Source organism: Leifsonia stereocauli, assembly GCF_038432415.1.
Classification (GTDB): domain Bacteria; phylum Actinomycetota; class Actinomycetes; order Actinomycetales; family Microbacteriaceae; genus Orlajensenia; species Orlajensenia stereocauli.
Genome location: NZ_JBCAUN010000003.1, coordinates 404,984 through 425,730 on the forward strand (window position 1 = coordinate 404,984; position 20,747 = coordinate 425,730).

At 69.2% G+C, this 20,747-nt stretch carries 18 protein-coding genes; 7 read left to right on the forward strand and 11 right to left on the reverse strand.

The genetic code is table 11. The features are described from left to right. Positions 1–2: 2 nt before the first annotated feature. From AADV74_RS15995 to AADV74_RS16005, 3 genes are all read right to left on the reverse strand, one after another. Positions 3–494 carry a GNAT family N-acetyltransferase gene (locus AADV74_RS15995; protein ID WP_342115965.1) on the reverse strand — a complete coding sequence of 164 codons (492 nt, stop codon included), beginning with the start codon at positions 492–494 and terminating at the stop codon, positions 3–5. 141 nt (positions 495–635) lie between these two features. Beyond that, positions 636–2,180 (reverse strand): DEAD/DEAH box helicase, encoded by a 1,545-nt coding sequence (locus AADV74_RS16000; RefSeq protein ID WP_342115968.1) that lies wholly within the window; start codon positions 2,178–2,180, stop codon positions 636–638. Between the two features lie 552 nt (positions 2,181–2,732). Continuing rightward, positions 2,733–3,362 carry a DUF1684 domain-containing protein gene (locus AADV74_RS16005; RefSeq protein WP_342115970.1) on the reverse strand — a complete coding sequence of 210 codons (630 nt, stop codon included), beginning with the start codon at positions 3,360–3,362 and terminating at the stop codon, positions 2,733–2,735. 60 nt (positions 3,363–3,422) lie between these two features. Here AADV74_RS16005 and AADV74_RS16010 point away from each other — a divergent pair, with 60 nt between their 5' ends. Beyond that, a complete protein-coding gene (locus AADV74_RS16010) occupies positions 3,423–3,881 on the forward strand; it encodes an EVE domain-containing protein (protein ID WP_342115972.1) in 459 nt (152 codons plus the stop codon). Between the two features lie 4 nt (positions 3,882–3,885). On the opposite strand, the gene AADV74_RS16015 is transcribed toward AADV74_RS16010, so the two are convergent. After that, positions 3,886–4,395, reverse strand: a complete 510-nt coding sequence (locus AADV74_RS16015) for a hypothetical protein (protein WP_342115974.1) — start codon at positions 4,393–4,395, stop codon at positions 3,886–3,888. Positions 4,396–4,460: 65 nt separating this feature from the next. Between AADV74_RS16015 and AADV74_RS16020 the strand changes: the two genes are divergently transcribed. After that, a complete protein-coding gene (locus AADV74_RS16020) occupies positions 4,461–5,057 on the forward strand; it encodes a hypothetical protein (protein ID WP_342115976.1) in 597 nt (198 codons plus the stop codon). On the opposite strand, the gene AADV74_RS16025 is transcribed toward AADV74_RS16020, so the two are convergent. From AADV74_RS16025 to AADV74_RS16035, 3 genes are all read right to left on the reverse strand, one after another. Then, positions 5,045–5,665: a CGNR zinc finger domain-containing protein gene (locus tag AADV74_RS16025; RefSeq protein WP_342115978.1), complete on the reverse strand. Its 621-nt coding sequence runs from the start codon at positions 5,663–5,665 to the stop codon at positions 5,045–5,047. The two genes, AADV74_RS16020 and AADV74_RS16025, sit on opposite strands and share 13 nt — an antisense overlap. Positions 5,666–5,753: 88 nt before the next feature. Beyond that, the gene (locus AADV74_RS16030) at positions 5,754–6,251 is read right to left on the reverse strand and encodes a SprT-like domain-containing protein (RefSeq protein ID WP_342115982.1); all 498 of its coding nucleotides are present in this window, start codon (positions 6,249–6,251) and stop codon (positions 5,754–5,756) included. Positions 6,252–6,301: 50 nt separating this feature from the next. Next, positions 6,302–7,468 carry a PQQ-dependent sugar dehydrogenase gene (locus tag AADV74_RS16035; protein WP_342115984.1) on the reverse strand — a complete coding sequence of 389 codons (1,167 nt, stop codon included), beginning with the start codon at positions 7,466–7,468 and terminating at the stop codon, positions 6,302–6,304. Between the two features lie 55 nt (positions 7,469–7,523). Between AADV74_RS16035 and AADV74_RS16040 the strand changes: the two genes are divergently transcribed. Genes AADV74_RS16040 through AADV74_RS16050 form a run of 3 tightly spaced genes read left to right on the forward strand, consistent with a single transcriptional unit; the run spans position 7,524 to position 9,819 of the window. Beyond that, positions 7,524–8,288 carry a LamB/YcsF family protein gene (locus AADV74_RS16040; RefSeq protein WP_342116405.1) on the forward strand — a complete coding sequence of 255 codons (765 nt, stop codon included), beginning with the start codon at positions 7,524–7,526 and terminating at the stop codon, positions 8,286–8,288. Further along, entirely contained in the window at positions 8,285–8,947 is a 663-nt protein-coding gene (locus AADV74_RS16045) for a 5-oxoprolinase subunit B family protein (RefSeq protein ID WP_342115987.1), read from the forward strand. Before AADV74_RS16040 ends, AADV74_RS16045 begins: the two co-directional genes overlap by 4 nt. Beyond that, entirely contained in the window at positions 8,944–9,819 is an 876-nt protein-coding gene (locus tag AADV74_RS16050; protein WP_342115989.1) for a 5-oxoprolinase subunit C family protein, read from the forward strand. Before AADV74_RS16045 ends, AADV74_RS16050 begins: the two co-directional genes overlap by 4 nt. Positions 9,820–9,895: 76 nt before the next feature. Here AADV74_RS16050 and AADV74_RS16055 read toward each other — a convergent pair whose 3' ends face one another. Further along, positions 9,896–10,780, reverse strand: coding sequence for a hypothetical protein (locus tag AADV74_RS16055; RefSeq protein WP_342115991.1), 885 nt, complete (start codon positions 10,778–10,780; stop codon positions 9,896–9,898). After that, positions 10,777–13,377 carry an ATP-binding protein gene (locus AADV74_RS16060; protein WP_342115994.1) on the reverse strand — a complete coding sequence of 867 codons (2,601 nt, stop codon included), beginning with the start codon at positions 13,375–13,377 and terminating at the stop codon, positions 10,777–10,779. The genes AADV74_RS16055 and AADV74_RS16060 overlap by 4 nt, the downstream gene beginning before the upstream one ends. Before the next feature lie 118 nt (positions 13,378–13,495). On the opposite strand from AADV74_RS16060, the gene AADV74_RS16065 reads away from it, so the two are divergent. Beyond that, positions 13,496–15,190, forward strand: a complete 1,695-nt coding sequence (locus AADV74_RS16065) for an NAD(P)/FAD-dependent oxidoreductase (RefSeq protein WP_342115996.1) — start codon at positions 13,496–13,498, stop codon at positions 15,188–15,190. Positions 15,191–15,212: 22 nt separating this feature from the next. On the opposite strand, the gene AADV74_RS16070 is transcribed toward AADV74_RS16065, so the two are convergent. Next, entirely contained in the window at positions 15,213–16,097 is an 885-nt protein-coding gene (locus AADV74_RS16070; protein WP_342115999.1) for a spermidine synthase, read from the reverse strand. Positions 16,098–16,231: 134 nt separating this feature from the next. Further along, positions 16,232–16,957 (reverse strand): spermidine synthase, encoded by a 726-nt coding sequence (locus AADV74_RS16075; RefSeq protein WP_342116001.1) that lies wholly within the window; start codon positions 16,955–16,957, stop codon positions 16,232–16,234. Positions 16,958–17,244: 287 nt separating this feature from the next. Here AADV74_RS16075 and rpoB point away from each other — a divergent pair, with 287 nt between their 5' ends. Then, positions 17,245–20,736 (forward strand): DNA-directed RNA polymerase subunit beta, encoded by a 3,492-nt coding sequence (rpoB, locus tag AADV74_RS16080; RefSeq protein ID WP_342116003.1) that lies wholly within the window; start codon positions 17,245–17,247, stop codon positions 20,734–20,736. Positions 20,737–20,747 lie beyond the last annotated feature (11 nt).

A 20,747-nucleotide genomic window follows, 5' to 3' on the forward strand; every position in this document is an offset into this window, starting at 1 on the left:
CTCTAACGGACGAGCCGGATCTCGTGGATGATCTCGCCGAGGAACGGCTCGTCATGCGAAGCGCCGTCAGCGGTGAAGCCGTTGCGCTCGTAGAAGTGGATGGCACGCGTGTTCGCCTCCGGCACCCACAGGTAGGCGGGGCCCTCGGGGATGACTGCGTCGAAGAGCCGCTGCCCGATCCCGTGACCGTGCCGTGCGTCGAGGAGGTGGATGAAGAACAGCTCGCGCTCGCGCGGGGCGTCCTCATCGCGGGCCGGACCGGAGCCGGCGAAGCCGACGATCTCGTGATCGACGAGGGCGGCGACGTGCGTGTACGACTCGCCCTGGTTCATCCAATGGGTCCACAGCTCGGCCATTCGACGCGGTGACAGGTTCTCGAGCACGGCGGTGCTCACGAGGGTGTCGTAATCCTCGTGCCAGCAGGTCGCGTGAACTCGCCCCAGCATCTCGGCGTCGACGTCGCGGACGGGGCGAACAACTACTTCGGTGCTCATGGAATGAGACTAGAGCGGCCTCCGGCCAACGCGAAATCGGCTCGCGCGCTCGCCGAAGGCAGCGACGAAGTCGGCGCCGATGTGACGCAGAACGCGCGGCCCCTCCCGAAGGAGGAACCGCGCGTTCGTGAGTGAGAGGGACTAGCCCTGGGCGCGACGCGGGCCGCGGCCCTGCGAGTTCGACCGCACGACGCTGCCGACGGTCAGGCCGCCGGAGCGACCCGAACCGGTGCGTCCGCCGCCAGCGGCGCCCGAGCGACCCGAGCCGCCGGTTGCAGCGCCGGAGCGCGAGCGCCCCTGACCCTGCTCGGAGGAACGCGAACGGCCGGTGCCGGAGCCCTGCTCGGCCGGGCGACCGGAACGGTCGCGGCGCGGACGAGCCGCTGCATCCGTTCCGCCCGTGCGCTCATCGCGGTTGGCGCGCTTGCGCTGGGCGTTGGCGCCCTGCGAGCGGCCGCCGCCACCCTGCTGCTGGGCAGCGGCACGGGGAGCGGGCTTGACGTAGGCGGCGACGTCGCCGACGAGGGCGGAGACGGCTGCCGACTCGTGCGTGACCTGCTGCGGCTTGACCTGGATGGCGGCCTTCCGCATGAGCTGCTCGACGTCGCGCTTCTGTCCGGGGGTGATGACGGTGACGACGTCGCCCTCGCTGCCGGCGCGGGCGGTACGGCCCGAGCGGTGCAGGTATGCCTTGTGCTCCATGGGCGGGTCGACGTGCACGACCAGCTCCACGTTGTCGACGTGCACGCCGCGCGCTGCGACATCCGTCGCCACGAGGACCCGGGCCGAGCCCTCGGAGAACGCGGCGAGGTTGCGGTCGCGCTGCGGCTGCGACAGGTTGCCGTGCAGGTCGACCGAGGGGATGCCGGAGTCGGTGAGCTGCTTGGCCAGCTTCTTGGCGTGGTGCTTGGTGCGCATGAAGAGGATGCGGCGACCGGTGCCGCTGGCGAGGGTCTCCACCAGCCTCTTCTTGGCGTCGAGGTCGCTGACCTCGAAGACGTGGTGGGTCATCGCGGCGACGGGCGAGTTGGCCTCGTCGACGGAGTGCATGATCTCGTTGTGCAGGTAGCGCTTGACGAGCTTGTCCACGCCGTTGTCGAGAGTCGCGGAGAACAGCATGCGCTGTCCGCTCTGCGGCGTCTTGTCCATGATGCGGGTGACGACGGGCAGGAAGCCGAGGTCGGCCATGTGGTCGGCCTCGTCGAGCACGGTGATCTCGACGGCATCGAGGGTGATGAAGCCCTGCTTCATGAGGTCCTCGAGGCGGCCGGGGCAGGCCACGACGATGTCGACGCCGGCGTTCAGTGCGTCGACCTGGCGCTTCTGGTTGATGCCACCGTAGATCGTGGTGCTCTTCAGCCCGTACGCGTCGGCGAGGGGCTCGATGACCGCGGTGATCTGGGTGGCGAGCTCACGGGTCGGAGCGAGCACGAGGGCGAGCGGGCGCCCGGCACGGCGACGGCCGCCGGAGAGCTCTCCGCCGAGGCGGGCTACGAGCGGGAGCGAGAACGCGAGCGTCTTGCCCGAGCCGGTCTTTCCGCGGCCGAGCACGTCGCGGCCCTTCAGGGTGTCGGGAAGGGTGTCGACCTGGATGGGGAAGGCTGTCGCCTTCTCCTGCTTGGCGAGTACCGCGACGAGGGGTGCCGGGACGCCGAGCGAGGCGAACGTTGTGGTGTTGTCAGTCAAGGGGAGGTGCCTTTCAGGCTGCTCTGAACGCGAACGATCGCATCGAAAGCGACGGCGCTTCGTTCAGAAGTGTGGCGAAGGTGCCAGTGGGCACATCCGTTCGCCGTATGAATTGTCGATCGCTGGATGCAGCGGGGCGGAGAGGCCCGGCGCGCATCGCAAAGAAAGCGTTCTACGACGCAGGGAACGCAACAATACGTTCGCAAGTGTCTCCACTCTAGCGGATGCGCCCTGACCACGCGCTGGGAGCGCCGGAGCCCCCTCATTCGGCCGTGACCCGAACGCGGGTAGTGCGGCCCCGAGCGCGGCCGAAAGTGCCCGTGGGGCGGCAAAAAGAGGCGAGGATCTCTCAGTACTGCAGAAGTTTGTCAGCGACGCGCCGTAATTCAGCGTTCTCTCCGGCGCGTCGAAACGCATTTGTGGCGACGGGAGTTCGATCCATGGCACCATCTAACTGCGCTCATCACCCTCACGGGTGTAGCGGGGGCTCCCCTGTCCGTTCGGGTCGGACCAGGGTGAGCCCCATTTTTCTGCCCGCGAGCGGGCCGGGCTTCAGCGCGCGTAGAGCTCGCCGACTGGTATGGGTGTGGTGACGGTGTTGCCCGGCTGGGCGAGCGGGCATTCCCATGATGGGTCGTAGGCGCATGACGGGTTGTACGCGAAGTTGAAGTCGAGGACGAGGGTGTCGTCGTCAGCTCCCGGGCCGAGGTCGGCACCCTTGATGGTGTCGAGGAGATAGCGCCCGCCGCCGTAGGTTCCGCCCGGCTGGCCGGCGAGGCCGTCTCGCACGGGGAGGAACAGACCACCGCCATAGCCCGTGTGCCGCCAGACGTCGAGAGTGCCGACATAGGGCAGGCGCACTGTGCCGACCAGCGCGAAGGTGACGACGCCGTCGGTGCCGGTCTCGACCGAGAGTCGATGCGGCTCCTCCGTTCGGCGCACCTCCAACTCGAATCGCCAGTCGGGGTCGTAGGGCGCGACCGGGAGCCCGGTGAAGGCGGATCGGTCGTCGGGGAGCAAGGGGGACGACGGATGCCCGGCGAAGAGCTCGTCGCGACCTGAGCGCCAGAGCTCGTGCCCGGAGGCCGGGTCGTGCACGCTCAGCTGCCGCACGCCGGCATAGAGACCGAAGACGCGACGACGCCAGTCGGTCACCTGAAGAGCACCCAGAGTCGACCCCATGCCGCCACGCTAACCCTCGACGTGGCGAGAGTGTCGGATGTGTGCACCAGAATCGGAGTCGTGGCGATCAGATTCTGGCTCGGAGTGGTGCAGCGTGATCACGTGCTGCACGGTGTCGCGCAGGGCATCGCCCAGTTCAATCACGGCTCGAAGGCCGAGGTGTCGCGCCTCAGGGAGGCCGACGGCCTCATCTACTACTCACCGAGGGTGAGCTTCCCCGACGGTGATGTCCTGCGGGAGTTCACGGCCCTCGGCCGAGTCGCCGACGACTCCGTCTATCAGGCGACCGACGGCCACCAGATGACGACCGCAGCGGGAGACACGTTCCGGCCCTGGCGCCGACGCATCGACTACGACCGCGAGGCGCATGCCGTGTCTATCCGCCCGTTGATCGGAACGCTCGACTTCACCACGTCATCGCCGAACTGGGGATATCAGCTCCGGCGGGGCCTCATCGAGCTGAGCCGCCACGACTTCGACGTCATCAGGGCGCAGATGCGTGCGCCGTCCTACCGGTGACCGCTCAGTGGGCGATCTCGGCGTCCACACCGATGTCGTACGCCCAGGTCGGGGCGAGTTGCTTCAGCCGCAATCCCCGCCACTGCCAGAACAGCCACGTCGGATACCAGGCCACTGCTGACAGAGCGCCGGCGCTGAACTCGAGCCGATCCCTGTAGAGCGTCCCGCCCGAACCGGCCGGGTCGGGCGAGATCGCCATCCGGTGGTTCCAGTGCGTGATGCCTGCCATCACGCCGCTGCGCCCGCCTCCGCCGTCCTTCAGCATCCTCACGCCATCGGGCAGGCCGCCCGGGAAGCTGAGGTCGATGACCTCCTCGCCCACGGGAACCGCGCCGAGGGCCAGTGCGTCGACTCGATGGGGTCCGGCAGGCCACACGGTCGGGAAGCCGCCGTCCTCGAGGGAGTCGAAACCCAGCCAGGGCGCCGCGACCTCGCGCAGCACGGCCGGGCTGCGGATGGCGCGCCACGCTGCATCCGGATCGCAGTCCAGCACGAGCTTCAGCATGACCTTCATGGCCGCAAGCGTAGGCCGCCGTCATCTGACATGCGAGGGCTTGCGCAGTTGCCTACGATGGCGGAGTGACCGACGCCGCACCCCGCTCCCACGCCCAGTCCAAGTACCAGGTGCGGTTCGACTGGGGCCGCTCCGGCGCCGTTCGCATCGGGGCGGATGCCGACATCATCGTGTGGGTCGACGTGCTGGGCGGAGCCGACGACGGCGCCCCCACAGCCCTCTTCGCCGAGCTGCCGCAGGCCGAGTTCGTCGAGGGCGGGCTGACGGATGCCGCCGTCGTGGCCGCGCGCGTGCTCGAGCTGCAGGTTCAGCTCGGCCGTCGAGTCTTCATCGGCGTCGTCGCGGCAGGAGCGCCGCAGGACGGGAGCACGAGCGCCGGCGTCGCGGCATCCGACGCCCTCCGCTTCAGCGTCGAGGACCTGCTCGGGGCGGGGGCCGTGATCGACGCGCTCGCCGTAGTCGGGCTCGATTACTGCTCACCCGAGGCCGCAGCGGCCTGTGCGGCCTTCACGGGCCTGCGCGGAGCCGTCGCGCACCTCGCCACGGCCTCGGTCGGAGCTCAGGAACTCATCGCGGCGGGTGTCGCCAGCGCCGACATCAGGCGCATCGCCGCGCTCGGGTCTTCGGACGAACTGCGGATGCTGCGGACCTACCCGGCCTGAGCAGCCCGGAACTTGCGCACCTTGGCGCGGTTGCCGCAGCGCTGCATCGAGCACCAGCGGCGGGTTCCCGCTCGGGACGTGTCGACGTAGACGAGTGCGCAATCCTCGGCCGCGCACTCGCGGACCCGCCCGACGGCATCAGCGGAGAAGACTGCGACGGCATCGCGGGCGAGAGTGGCGAAGGCCTGGTTGGTGCTGGTGGTCTGCCGGCCGGCACGGCGTGATCCGCCCTCGAGCGCCGGAGGGATGTCCGGCGTCGCGGCGAACAGGTTGACCGCGTCGACGTCGCGCGGCTCGAACGCCTCGCGCCGGCTGGCCCGTACGGTGAGGCGGCCGATGGCGTCACGCAGCATCATGCCGTCGGTGAGGTGACGCGGATGCACGATTCCGTCGCTGTCGGGGAAGCGCGTGAGGAGCCACGTGGCCAGATCCTCGGGGGAGTGCAGCTGCTCCCACTCCGGATGCCCGAAGCCCAGGTCGCCGGTATAGGCGAAATCGAGCGACGGAGCGCCGGAGTCGAACCACCACGGCTTGCCTTCGCGGGTCGTGAACCACTGCCCCGTGGGAACGCTGGGTGAGGCGGGGGTCACGGATGTGGTCGATGGCACGAAACCACGGTAGTCGGTTACGGAGCGCGCTCATGACGCGTCTCCGACTGATGCGGCAGTGGACCGTCGGGGCCTCAGTGCACGGCGTCTACTCGGCCGCTGCCGCGGCCGCCCGCCGTCGAGCGGCAGCGCTGATGTCGCGGCGGGACCAGCTGATCACGTTGGCCTGGTTGAACCCGCGCGAGCACAGGCCGCACGACAGCTGGCGCGCAGGCTCCCGATAGCGGAAGTGCGAGTGACCGGCCGGGCAGACACCGACCCACGGCGCGAGCTCGTGCGCGATCTCGCCGTCGTGGGTGCGACGGCCTTCGTAGCCCAGGTCGCGAGCGATCGAGAGCCAGCGGGCGCCATGGGCGGCACGGGCTCCGGCGATGGCGTGGGCCACCTCGTGCAGCAGCACCTGGTGGATCTCATCGTCGTCGTAGCGTGCGGCCAGATAGCGGGAGACCGTGATGCGTTTCTCCGTGAAGTTGCAGAGGCCGGCCCGTTTCTTGGCGTTGTCGAAGCCGAATGACCACACTGTGGGGTCGAGGTGCAGCGCGATGAGCGCGTTCGCCCACACCTTCACCCGATCGAGTTCGGCCATGGGATGAGGATAAACCCGCTGACCGACACGATCGTCGCCGTCTCCACAGGTCAGGAGACCGGACCGAGGCCCACCTGCACCAGCCGATCGTCTCCTTCCCGGGCGTCGCCACGGCCATCGGTGTTGTTGGTGATGAACCAGAGCGTCCCGTCCGGACCGGGCACCACGTCGCGGATGCGCCCGTACGCGCCCTCGAACGCAGCCGCGGGCGCACGTCCGGAGTCCGGCCATACAGTCCACAGGCGCTCGCCGCGGAGGGAGGCCAGGAAGAGCGTGTCGCTCACGATGGCGAGACCGCTGGGGCTCGCATCCGACGTCGCCCACTGCTGCACGGGATCGACGAAGGCCGGGTCGCCGGCAGCCCCTTCGACGACGGGCCAGCCGTAGTTCGATCCCGGGGTGATCAGGTTGAGCTCGTCCCAGGTGTTCTGGCCGAACTCGCTGGCCCACATCCGCCCCCGTGAGTCCCAGGCGATGCCCTGCGGATTGCGGTGCCCGAGACTCCACACCAGGGTGCCGAACGGATTGCCGTCAGGCACGCCGCCCGTGGGAGTCATCCGCAGGATCTTGCCGTTCAGGGACCCCTGGTCCTGGGACCTGCCCCCGTCGCCGGCGTCTCCAGCCGTGGCATAGAGCATGCCGTCGGGGCCGAACGCGATGCGCCCGCCGTCGTGGTTGCCCGCCTTCGCGATGCCGCCGAGCACCGGCTCGGGTGCGCCGAGGCCGAGCGATCCCGCCGCGCCGGAGAGCGGCATCCGCACGATCCTGTTGTCGTCGGCAGCGGTGAAGTACGCATAGATCCAGACGGATGCGGCGTCCTCCAGTGCGGCCAGCCCGAGCAGTCCACCCTCGCCGTTCGGCACGACATCGGCCACCCGACCGACCACGCGGGTGCTGCCGTCGGAGAGCAGCTCGAGCACGTTCGCCGTGTCCCGCTCGCTGATCAGCGTCGCGCCGTTCTGCAGCCTGAGGATCGACCACGGGGCGTCGAGCCCCGTGGCGAGCTCCACGGGCTCGCCGGTCACCTGCACGGGTTGCAGCACAGGATCCGGTGTCGAGGTGCCAGTCGGTCGCGGCGGGGCCGACGATGCAGGGGGTGATGGGCTGGGCGCGCGCGACGGACCTCCGCCGGGACTGCACGCCGCGAGGGTGGCGGCCAGGACCACGGCCGTGCCGAGGGCGAGAGCCACCGCGGCACCGTGCGTCCGTGTCGTCATCGCTGCCTCCCACCTCCAGTCTGCGGGTCGCGCCTCCGCAGCGCGAGTGGCCAGAATGGAAGGCGTGAGCGACTCCATCGACCTCAACTGCGATCTCGGCGAGGGCGTCGGCGACGACGCCGCCCTGTTCGCGCTCATCACGAGCGCCAACATCGCCTGCGGTTTCCACGCCGGAGACGCCGAGACGATCGCCGAGAGCTGCCGCCTCGCCGTACTGAACGGCGTGGCCATCGGGGCGCATCCTTCGTACAACGACCGCGAGGGATTCGGACGGCGAGCGCTGGAGGTCGACGACTCCACGCTTCTCGTCGAGTGGTCTGTTCAGATCGACGCCGTCCGAGTCGCTGCAGCCGAGGAAGGTGGCGTGCTGGCCTATGTGAAGCCGCACGGCGCGCTCTACAACCGCCTGCAGGTCGACGACCACCTGGCGCGGCTGTTCTGCTCGATGATGGCTGACGCGAGCAGCAGCGACACGGATGTCGCCCTGCTCGGCATGCCGGACAGCGCTCTCGAGCGGGCGTCCACCCGTGAGGGCATCTGCTACTTCCCCGAGGCGTTCGCCGACCGCGCGTATCTCCCCGACGGCTCACTCGCGCCGCGCTCGCTTCCGGGAGCACTCGTCGCCGATGTCGACCTCGTCGCCGAACGCGCTGTGGCGATCGCCACGGGTCGCGGCATCCGCGCCCTCGACGGCAGCCGCATCGCGATCCGCGCCACATCGCTGTGCGTGCACGGCGACACTCCCGGAGCCCCGGCGCTCGCCGCAGCGGTGCGCGAGGCGCTCGCCGACGCGAGCGTCGACATCAGGTCGTTCGCATGAGCCCCGCGGATGGCGGGACCCGGGTCGCCCCGATCGCCCCGCGCTTCCTCCCCATGGGCGATCGCGCGCTCCTCGTCGAACTCGACTCGCTCGACGCCGTCCTCGTGCTGCACGCGGCGCTGCAGCACGGCCGACCGAGCGGTGTCCTCGACCTCGTTCCGGCGGCCCGCACTGTGCTCGTCACAGTCGATCTGGCGCGGCTGTCCCTCATCGAGGCGAGGCGCTGGGTCGGCCGGGCTGCGGCGGCCCCACCCGCCGACGTCACTGAGGAGCAGGCTGACCCTGTCGTCATCCCCGTGCGCTACGACGGCCCCGACCTCGCAGCCCTGGCCGCCGCCCTCGACCTGCACGCTGCCGAGCTCGTCGCGCGCCATCAGGCCGCCACCTGGCGCGTCGCGTTCAGCGGCTTCGCCCCGGGCTTCGGCTACCTCGTGAGCGCCGACTGGCCCTACGACGTGCCGCGGCTCGCCAGCCCCCGCACGCGCGTTCCGACCGGGGCGGTCGGTCTCGCCGGCGAGTTCGGCGGCATCTACCCGCGCAGCAGCCCCGGAGGCTGGCAGCTCATCGGGACCACCGGGAGAGTGCTCTGGAACTCCGCTGCCGCATCGCCGGCCCTCCTCGTCCCCGGCGGCACTGTGCGCTTCGAGGCCGTGCCGTGACGGCGACCATCACCGTCGTCGACGCCGGGCCGCTCAGCCTCGTGCAGGATCTCGGGCGGCCCGGCTTCGCCCACCTCGGCGTGGGGGCGTCGGGAGCACTCGATCGAGGTGCCCTCCGCCTCGCGAATCGGCTCGTCGGCAACCCCGAGGGCGCTCCCGGCATCGAGGTCACACTGGGGGGACTCAGGCTGCGCGTCGGCGAACCGATCTGGTTCGCCGTGACAGGTGCGTGGGGGCCGGTGCTGCTCGACGGGCGCCGCATCAGTCTCGACGAGGCCAGGCGGGCGGCATCCGGCAGCGTGATCGAGTTCGGCACGGCGGAGCACGGCCTGCGTTACTACCTCGCCGTGCGCGGTGGCCTCGGGACCGAGGTCGTGCTCGGCTCGTCCTCGACCGACACGCTCTCGGGCCTCGGGCCGGCTCCGCTCTCGGCGGGCGACGTGATCGGTGTCGGCGCTATGGAATCCGCCCCGATCCCCGCGCTCGACCCGCTCACCCTCTGGGCGCCCACCGACGGTGCCGTCGACATCCAGGCGCACACGGGTCCGCGGGCCGACGGCTTCGCCCCGGCGGCAGTCGCCGCGTTCTTCGAAGAGGAATGGTCGGTCTCGGTCGACTCGAATCGCATCGGTCTGCGCCTCACCGGTCCTGTGCTCGCTCGCCGAGGAGACGGCGAACTCCCGAGCGAGGGCATGCTCGCGGGCTCGGTACAGGTTGCGCCATCGGGTCAGCCGACGGTGCTGCTCGCCGATCATCCGGTGACTGGCGGCTACCCCGTGATCGCGGTGGTGACGGATGCGTCCCTCGACACCTTCGCCCAGCTGAGGCCCGGCCAGAAGGTGCGCTTCCGGCACGCCCGATCCGCCGGATGAAGGCACGCGCGGCGGCTCCTCCGCGCCCTTCAGGCCTCCGCGACCGGGAGGCCTTCACAACGCGGCTCCCGTGCCTTCACACGGAGGCAGTCGGGCGACGTCGGCGATCCATGAGCACGTAGAACGCCACGTAGGCGACGAGTGAGAACGCGATCCCGAACGAGAACACCCACGCTGCCGGATGCTCCCAGCCCAGGTCGTCGCGCCGGACCGCCAGCGCGATCACGATGAACACGAGGCTCACGATCTGCGCCTGGAACACCCACCGGAAGGCGCTCCACCTGCCGTCGGTCAGCATCCAGATGTTCACGGTGCCCGGAAGCGTGAGCACAGCGCCCACCACCCGAGCCGTGAGCGGCGTGACCTCCCACGCCCAGGCGCCGACCAGCAGATTCGGGAACAGGAACAGCACGGCGCCGGTGATGAAGGCCAGAATGCCCACGACCACGAGAAGCACGCGCACCGCCCCCGGGATCACGGCGTCGAGCTCGTCCGGCGTCTTCGGGTCTGTGCGACGGTTGAGCAGCCCGGCCACGAGCACGAGCACCGGGGTCGTGACGTAGAGCGTCACCCAGGTGACGAACGAGATGTGGCCGAAGTGGAACCTGTCCCAGTGCAGGAAGGTCGCGATGCTCAACAGGGTGGCGAACACGAAGACGGCCGGCAGGCCGTGACTGATGCGGTGCCACCTCCTCACCCGCAGCACCTGGGTGAAGAACCAGATGCCGCCGACATAGGCGCAACCCAGGAACATCGCTGTGATCTCGGGCTTGATGGTCCAGGCGAAGGTCTGCTCCGTGCTTCCGGGAAGGAGGTACAGCAACACGCTCGCCGCGACCAGGAACGGGATGATCGCGAGCGAGAGCCACCACGTGAACGGCAGGATGCTGTCGTCGTGAACGGATGCCGAGACCTCGGTCGACGCGTCGTCGGCTCGTCCACGGCGCTGGTCGCGCGTCACGTCGCAGCCTCCGGCGCGAGCGCGTAGGCGGTGGCAGACTCGGAGGTCATCCGTTCCCCCTCGGCGACAGCTGCTGTGAGGGTGTCCGCGGCATCCGACGATCGCAGCGGCGCGAGGTACGCCTCGTGGAAGCTGAACGTGGGGGCGTTGTAGAGGCCGCTGCGCTCCCGGAGGGATCTGGCCGCTCCGGCGAGCCGACCGGCGCGCTCGACGTCCCCGGCCGCGGCGGCGATGGCCACGAGTCCCTCGAGTCCGTACGCCACCCCCTCGTCGTGCCCGAGCCCGGCCGACACCGTCAGGCTCCGCTCGAAGCAGTGCCGGGCGTGGTCGATCGAGCCGAGTAGGAGGTGCGCCCATCCGAGGTGGTGCAGCGCGATCGCGATACCGAGGTCGTCACGCTCCGACTCGGCCAGGGCGAGGCTCTCCTCGAACCTGTTGAGGGCGGCGTGCTCCTTGCGCGCGAGCAGGGCGACCCGACCGAGTGTGACCAGCGCCATGGCCTCCCCCCACCGGAAATGGGCGTCGCGGAACTGTCCGAGGCTCGTCTCCAGGGCCTCGTCAGCCCTCACGGGGTCGGGTTCGTGGGCTGAGAGCAGGGCGAGAGCGAGCGAGATGAGCGCGAGCGCAGAGCCCGACGGGTCGCCGGACCGGCGGAACAGCTCGGCGCTCTCGGAGAGCCCGGGCACGACGACCTCATCGGGGTCCTGCCAGAACACGATCGCGCGGGTGTAGTACAGCGCGGTCGCCCGGGTCACGTCGGAGACGGCGGCATCCGCCCGGAGGACCTCGGCCATCAAGCCGCGCACCTCGCCGAGATGGCCGTCGACCCACCAGAAGATGTAGAGGTTCCAGGCGAAGCGGGCGGCGGCGTCGTACTGCCCGGCGTCGATGAGGTGCCGGATGGCGGCTCTCAGGTTGTCGTACTCGCGAGCGAGTCTGCGCACGCTCTCAGCCTGCAGCCGTCCGGTGAGTGCCGAGCTCATCTCCTCGCTCAGCGAGCGGTAGTACGTCGCGTGCGCACGCCGAGCCGCCTCGAGCGTTCCATCGGCCTCGAGCCGTTCCAGTGCGTACTCCTGCACAGTGGTGAGCAGGGAGAACATCGACACCTCATCTCGCTCGCGCTGTCGCACGAGGCTGCTGTCGACGAGAGCACCCAACAGGAGCAGCACGTCGGCGTCGCCACCCATCTCCGCATGGACGGCCTCGGCAGCGTCCAGGGAGAAGTCACCAGCGAACACGCCGAGCCGAGCCAGCAGGCCGTTCTCAGCCTCGCCCAGCAGCCTCGTGCTCCATTCGATCGTGCCGCGCAGAGTGCGCTGGCGCTCCGGCAGGTCGCGCACCCCCTCCACGAGCAACGGGAGCTGGCGGTCCAGGCGCTTCAGCATGGCCTTCGGGCCGAGCACCCGCGCCCGGGCGGCCGCCAGTTCGAGTGCCAAGGGGACGCCGTCGAGAGCTGTGCAGATTCCGGCGACCGCCGCCGCGTTGCCCGAGGTCAGCTCGAAGTCGGGCTTGACGGCACGCACCCGCGCGACGAAGAGGGCGACCGACGGCACGGCGAGGAGTCGAGGCAGGTCGTCCACGTCGTCGGCATCCGGAATCGCCAGCGGCGTCAGTTCGACGGCATGCTCGCCCGAGACCCGCAGCAGTGATCGGCTGGTGACGAGGAAGCTGAGCCCGGGGATCTCGGAGAGGAACGTCGACAGGAGCGGTGCCGCATCGAGCACCTGCTCGAAGTTGTCGAGCACGAGCAGGCTCGGCCGTCCTCCGAGGGCCATGGTCACCTTGTCGGCCAGTGGGGCGTCCCCGGTGTCGCGCACCCCCAGCGCCTGGGCCATCGCGGCGATCACGAGCGTCGGCTGGGTGGCCGATGCGAGGTCGACGAAAGCGACGTGGCCGTCGAACCGGTCCTCCAGCCGCTCGGCGGCGTCGATCGCGACCCGGCTCTTTCCGATGCCGCCCGGTCCGGTGATCGTCACCAGCCGCGCCCCTGCCGCGCCGATGAGGTCCACCAGCTCGTCGACCTCCCGTCGACGGCCGATCAGCTCCGTCAGCGGAGACGGAAGCCTGGTGAGTCGCGCGTCGGGAGGCGGCGGCGCGACCGCTGGAGCCGGGGCCCTGCTGGCGTCGAAGCGCTCGGCGAGCAGCGTCGCGAGGTCGCCCCTCAGGTACTCGCCGAGCTCGTCGGCGCTGCTGAACGACTTGTAGGAGGCCGTGTCATCGGAACGGATGCGGTCGAGCAGCGCTGTCAGGCGCGGCTCCCGGGCCGACGAGTGCCTGATGTAGATGAGCTTCGGCATCGCCGTCGGCGTCAGGTTGTACTCATCCTCGAGGCCCGAGACCTCCTCGTCCGGGGCGACCCAGCCGTAGCGCTCCCAGTAGAGGCCGACGAAGACGTCGCTCTGCTCGAGGTAGGCGCGGTAGAGGTCGCGGGGCGGATGCGGGCGCGCGCCGAGCTCGAACATGACCGGCGCCATCCGCAACTCCTCGATCGCCGAACGAGCCGCTCGACGCTCCGCCGACAGCTCCTGGAGGGTGGAACTCACGAAGACGCGCAGGCGCTGGTCGGGGGTACGGATGCGTCCCGCTCTGGGGGTCATGCAGCACAGTCTGTTCTCGGAGACGGCACCGCGTCCAGAGTCGATGGCGCGAGGGGTGCTGAGTACACTCCTCTGTGACAGCGGAACATCCTGATCGGCCATGCCTCGGGAGGGCGTCATGGATACGCAACGGAACGCACAACCCGAGCCCGTGATCCTGCTCGGCATCTCCGATGCCGCGGCACGCGCCGACGTCGTGCGGGAGGTCGAGCGCCGGTACGCGGGCGACTACAGGGTGGTGACGTCGGAGACGACGGATGCCGCTGCCGCTGCACTCCGCCGCATCGCCGCCGCCGGCCAGACCGTGGCACTCCTCCTCAGCGATGCGGTGTCCCCGGCCGCGCCCGGTGAACCCAGCCTGTTCGCCCTGGCCCGGTCGCTCTTCCCCGAGGTCCGGCGCTGCCTCCTCATCGAGTGGGGCAGCTGGGACGAACCCGCTGTCGCCGACGCCGTCTACCGCCTGATGTCGGCGCTCGAGATCCACTACTACGTCGTGCGTCCCCGGCGTTCGCCGGAGGAGGCCTTCCACCGGCGTATCACCGAGTTCCTGCTCGAGTGGCAGCGGGCCGAGGTGGTGGTCTCCACCGCGGCCTCCGTCACCGTCATCGGGGCGGCGGCGCAGCCGCGCACGCACCAGGTCGTCGCCCAGCTCGCCAGGTTCGGCATCAGTCACACGGTGGAGGAGCCGGATGCCTCATCGACGAGCCCGGCATCCGTCGTCGTGCGACTGGTCGACGGACGCAGCGTGGTCGACCCGACCGACACGGAGCTCGCCCGTACGTTCGCCTTCAGCACCGACGTGCCGTCGGAGGAGGTCGATGTGGCCGTCATCGGTGCGGGACCCGGTGGCCTCGCGGCCGCCGTCTATGCGGCATCCGAGGGCCTCAGCACGCTCGTCATCGAGCGCGGCCCCGTGGGCGGGCAGGCCGGATCGAGCTCCCTCATCCGCAACTACCTCGGCTTCGAGCGCGGCGTCTCGGGAGCCGACCTCGCCCAGCGCTCATACCAGCAGGCGTGGGTCTTCGGCGCCCGCTTCGCCCTGACCCGTGAGGCGGTGGGGCTCGAGATCGCCGACGAGGGATTCCGGGTCGCCATCGCTCCGGATGAGACCGCCCGCGCCCGCTCCGTCGTGCTTGCGACAGGGGTGACGTACCGGCGACTCGACGTCGGGTCGCTGTCGCCGTATGTCGGGACGGCCGTCTTCTACGGTGCCGCCGCCGTGGAGGCACGGGCGCAGGCAGGACGCATCGTGCACGTGGTGGGTGGCGGCAACTCCGCCGGACAGGCCGCGCTGCACCTCGGGCGGTATGCGGAGGCGGTCACCCTGATCATCCGGGGGCGCGCGCTCGCCGACAGCATGTCGGCGTACCTCGTGCAGCAGCTGGAAGAGGCCGGCGTGCGCATCCGCACGCAGGCGCGGGTCGTCGGAGGGGGCATCTCCGATGACCGCGCGGACAGGCTGGACCACATCGTGCTGCGCGACGTCACGACCGGGCGCGACGAGAGCGTGCGCAGCGATGCGCTGTTCATCACGATCGGCGCGAGCCCGCACACGGCCTGGCTTCCCGATGCCGTGCTGCGTGACCGGTGGGGCTTCGTCATCACGGGCGACGAGGTGCTGACCGAGGGCGGCCGGAGGGCATGGCCGCTCGAGCGACCTCCGCGACAGGGCGAATCGTCGGTGCCGGGGCTGTTCGCCGTCGGCGACGCACGCCGCGGCTCCGTGAAGCGCGTGGCATCGGCTGTCGGCGAGGGCTCGGTGGTGGTCTCGGCGGTGCACGCCGTGCTCGCCGAGCGCGCATCGGCACGCTGACCGCGCCCGGTGATGGATCGCGTCAGCGGCCGCCGGGCTTGGTGAGGAAGATGGAGCGCGCCGGGGGAGGCGAGGGGATGGCCGTGGCATCCGTCACGATCGGAGCCCCCGCGATGAAGTTCTCGAGCTCCCGCCCGGTCACCAGCTTGGCGTGGGCCGGGTCTGCGGCCATCAGTCGCGGCATCCGGTCGAACGGCAACTCGGCCGCCGAGGCGAACATCACGACGTTGCCGAACCGCTTGGCCTTGAGCATCTGGGTGTCTGTGGCGATGGCCACGTGCGGGAACACGCTCTGCAGCGTCGAGGCCTGGCCGCGGGCGAAGGCCAGGCCGGCGCCGTCGGCGACGTTCACGGCGACGATTCCGGATGCCGACAGCAGGGGAGCGATGAGACCGTAGAACTCGCGGCTGGTCACGTGGGCGGGGGTGCGAGCGCCCGAGAAGATGTCGACCACCACCAGGTCCACCGACCCGCGCAGCCCGCTCGGCAGCTTGGCCAGGACCTCGCGGGCATCGCCGTGACGGATGCGCAGCTGGGCGTTCCGCGGCAGCGGGAGGTTCTCCCTCACGAAGTCGACGAGGTCGCTCTCGAGCTCCACGGCCTGCTGACGCGAGCCGGGCCGCGTCGCCGCCACGTAGCGGGGGAGGGTGAGCGCGCCGCCGCCCAGGTGCACGGCGGTGATCGGCTGCCCCTCGGGGGCGACGAGGTCGATGGCGTGGCCGATGCGGCGCACGTACTCGAAGTGCAGGACCTCCGGGTGCTCCATGTCGACGCTCGACTGGGGTGTGCCGTCGACGACGAGGGTCCAGACGCCGGGCTCGTGGCGGTCCTCGTCGAGGCGGGCGTTGAAGCCGCTGGCCGAGAGGGTGCGCGTCGGGGCGGAACTGTCATCCCGATTGGCGCGCATCCCTCAACGGTAGCGTTCCTTCCGCTCGCTGAGGCCCGGCCTCCGGCTCGCTGGGGCCCGGCCTTCCGCTCGCTGAGCCCGGCCTTCCGCTCGCAGAGGCCCGGCCGGAGGCCGCGGCCGATGCGCTTGGACTGCTACCCCAGATCGACGGCGGCCGGATGCGGCCCGCGCTGCTGCAGCTCCGGAGCCCACTCGGCGATGCGATCGGCGTCAGCCCCCACGAGCACGATGTTGCCGATCTCCTCGCCGGCGAGGACCCTCGGCGGCGCCGTCGCCAGCGTGGCCTCCACCACGCGGCCGAGCTCGAGGCGCTGCGCGCGCGTCTGGATCTGCGAGCGGCCGTCGGCGACGTTCACGACGATCGCGCCGCCGAGCGCCAGCAGCGGGGCGACCTCGGCGAAGAAGCCGCGGAGCCCGACGTACTCCGGCGACTCCAGCGCTATGTAGATGTCGACGACGATCACGTCGAAGGCGATCTCGCCGTCCTCCTCGAGCCCGGCCAGCGCCTGCCTGGCGTCGGAGAACACGATCGCGATCCCGGATGCGTCCGCCAGCGGCATCCGCTCGAGGACGAAGTCGGTCTGCTCCCGATCGATCTCCACGACGACCTGCTCGGAGCCGGGTCGGGTGGCCGCGACGTAGCGGGCCAGGGTGAGCGCACCTCCGCCGAGATGGAGCGCCCGGATCGGGTGTCCGGGGTCGGCCACCAGATCGATGACGTGGCCGATGCGCCGGGTGTACTCGAAGAACAGCCGCGTCGGATCGGCGGGGTCGACATGCGACTGACGGATGCCGTCGACGCTCAGGATGAAGCTGCCGGGGACGAACGGATCCTCGTCGAGCCGCATCCGTTGGTCCATCCTCCGACCCTACTCGGGCGGAATCCTGCCGGATCGACGCCGGGAATACGCGGCGGACCTCGAGGTTATACCGGAAGAAGCAAAAGAGGTCAAGAAACCGCTGGACATATCGTGATCCAACGGTTATGCTTTTTCTTTGCGCTCCTAGACATCACTCTGCCTTCATATTGCGGTCGGCTTCTGCGTGATCGGGTACATATACCGGTCCCCACGCATCAGAGGGTCTACGAGTACTCCATCATTACCGATCGTAACGAGACCTGACGGGGTCCACGGAGGTTATTTCCTTGGCTGCTGCGCGCAACGCAACCACCAACTCACCCAAGAACGGTCGTAACGCTTCGCGTTTGTCGTTCGCCAAGATCACGGACACGCTGACTGTTCCCGATCTGCTCGCTTTGCAGACGGAGAGCTTCGACTGGCTGGTCGGCAACGACGCGTGGAAGTCACGCGTCGCGGAGGCTCAGGCAGCCGGCCGCAAGGATCTTCCCGAGAAGACCGGTCTGGAGGAGATCTTCGAGGAGATCTCTCCGATCGAGGACCTCGGCGAGACCATGCAGCTCAGCTTCTCGAACCCCGAGCTCGAGCCCGAGAAGTACACGATCGACGAGTGCAAGGAGAAGGGCAAGACCTACTCCGCACCTCTCTACGTGAACGCCGAGTTCATGAACCACCTCACCGGTGAGATCAAGACCCAGACGGTCTTCATGGGCGACTTCCCGCTCATGACGCCCAAGGGCACGTTCGTCATCAACGGCACTGAGCGTGTCGTCGTGTCGCAGCTCGTCCGCTCGCCGGGCGTGTACTTCGAGCGCACCCCCGAGAAGACCTCCGACAAGGACATCTACTCGGCTCGCGTCATCCCGAGCCGCGGTGCCTGGCTCGAGTTCGAGATCGACAAGCGCGACCAGGTCGGCGTTCGCATCGACCGCAAGCGCAAGCAGAGCGTCACCGTGTTCCTCAAGGCCCTCGGCCTGTCGAGCGAGGAGATCCTGGCCGAGTTCGCCGGCTTCCAGTCCATCGAGCTCACCCTCGAGAAGGACAACATCCTCACGAAGGAAGAAGCCCTCAAGGACATCTACCGCAAGCTCCGTCCGGGCGAGCAGGTCGCTGCCGAGGCTGCGCGTGCGCTCCTCGACAACTTCTACTTCAACCCGAAGCGCTACGACCTCGCGAAGGTCGGTCGTTACAAGATCAACAACAAGCTCGGCCTCGAGGCCCCGCTGACCGACTCGGTGCTGACCGTCCAGGACATCATCGCGACGATCAAGTACATCGTGGCCCTGCACGACGGCCAGACCACCTTCGCCGGCCACCGTGCCGGCAAGGCAGTCGACCTGCGTCTCGACACCGATGACATCGACAACTTCGGCAACCGTCGCATCCGCGCCGTGGGTGAGCTCATCCAGAACCAGGTGCGCACCGGTCTGTCCCGCATGGAGCGCGTCGTCCGCGAGCGCATGACCACGCAGGACATCGAGGCCATCACGCCGCAGACCCTGATCAACGTGCGCCCCGTCGTCGCCGCGATCAAGGAGTTCTTCGGAACCTCGCAGCTGTCGCAGTTCATGGACCAGAACAACCCGCTCGCGGGTCTGACCCACAAGCGTCGTCTCTCCGCGCTCGGCCCCGGTGGCCTCTCGCGCGACCGCGCCGGTGTCGAGGTCCGCGACGTCCACCCGTCGCACTACGGCCGCATGTGCCCGATCGAGACCCCGGAAGGCCCGAACATCGGCCTGATCGGATCGCTCGCATCGTTCGCGCGCATCAACTCGTTCGGTTTCATCGAGACCCCGTACCGTCGCGTCGTCGCCGGCCGGGTCACCGAGGACATCGACTACCTCACGGCGATGGAGGAGGACGACTTCATCGTCGCCCAGGCCAACGCTCCGCTGAAGGCAGACGGCCACTTCTCCGAGGACCGCGTCCTCGCCCGTAAGAAGGGCGGCGAGGTCGACCTGATCCCCGCCGACGAGATCGGCTACATGGACGTCTCCCCGCGCCAGATGGTGTCGGTCGCGACCTCCCTCATCCCGTTCCTCGAGCACGACGACGCCAACCGCGCCCTCATGGGTGCGAACATGCAGCGTCAGGCCGTCCCCCTGCTCCGCAGCGACAGCCCGCTCGTCGGAACCGGTATGGAGGGCTACGCAGCCATCGACGCCGGTGACGTGCTCACCTCCGACAAGTCCGGTGTGGTCGCCGAGGTCTCTGCAGACTTCGTCACCATCCAGCTCGACGAGGGTGGAACCCAGACCCACTACCTGCGCAAGTTCGACCGCTCCAACCAGGGCACGTCGTACAACCACCGCGTCGTCGTCAACGCCGGTGACCGCATCGAAGCCGGCGAGGTCATCGCCGACGGACCTGCGACCGACAACGGCGAGCTCGCCCTCGGAAAGAACCTCCTCGTGGCATTCATGCCGTGGGAGGGTCACAACTTCGAGGACGCGATCATCCTGAGCCAGAACCTGGTGAAGGACGACGTACTCTCCTCGATCCACATCGAGGAGTACGACGTCGACGCGCGCGACACGAAGCTCGGCAAGGAGGAGATCACCCGTGACCTCCCCAACGTCAGCCCCGACCTGCTCGCCGACCTCGACGAGCGTGGCATCATCCGCATCGGTGCCGAGGTCCGCCCCGGCGACATCCTCGTCGGCAAGGTCACGCCCAAGGGCGAGACCGAGCTCAGCGCCGAGGAGCGTCTGCTCCGCGCGATCTTCAACGAGAAGAGCCGCGAGGTGCGCGACACGTCGCTCAAGGTTCCCCACGGCGAGCAGGGCACCATCATCGGTGTCAAGGTGTTCGACTCGCAGGACGGCGACGACGAGCTCGGCTCGGGCGTCAACCAGCGCGTTGTCGTCTACATCGCCCAGAAGCGCAAGATCACCGAGGGTGACAAGCTCGCCGGTCGTCACGGCAACAAGGGCGTCATCTCGAAGATCCTGCCGGTCGAGGACATGCCGTTCCTCGCCGACGGAACTCCGGTCGACATCATCCTGAACCCGCTCGGCATCCCCGGTCGAATGAACTTCGGCCAGGTGCTCGAGACCCACCTCGGTTGGGTCGCGAAGCAGGGCTGGAAGGTCGAGGGCAACCCGGCGTGGGCCAAGAAGCTCCCCAAGGACGCCCACTCGGCGCCTGCAGGCACCAAGGTCGCCACCCCGGTGTTCGACGGTGCGTCGGAGGAGGAGATCGAGGGTCTGCTCGACTCGACCACGGTCACCCGTGACGGCGATCGCCTGATCGACCGCACCGGTAAGACGCGCCTGTTCGACGGCCGCTCCGGCGAGCCGTTCCCGCAGCCCGTCTCGGTCGGCTACATGTACATCCTGAAGCTGCACCACCTCGTCGACGACAAGATCCACGCACGTTCCACGGGTCCGTACTCGATGATCACCCAGCAGCCGCTCGGTGGTAAGGCGCAGTTCGGTGGACAGCGCTTCGGTGAGATGGAGGTCTGGGCGCTCGAGGCTTATGGAGCCGCGTACGCCTTGCAGGAGCTCCTCACCATCAAGTCCGATGACATCCTGGGCCGCGTGAAGGTCTACGAGGCCATCGTCAAGGGCGAGAACATCCAGGAACCCGGAATCCCCGAGTCCTTCAAGGTGCTCATCAAGGAGATGCAGTCTCTCTGCTTGAACGTCGAGGTCCTCTCGGCCGACGGCAGCGTGTTCAGCCTGCGCGACACGGACGACGAGGTCTTCCGTGCCGCAGAGGAGCTGGGCATCAACATCTCCACGCGCTTCGAGTCGTCGTCTGTCGACGAGATCTAAGCCACCTCACC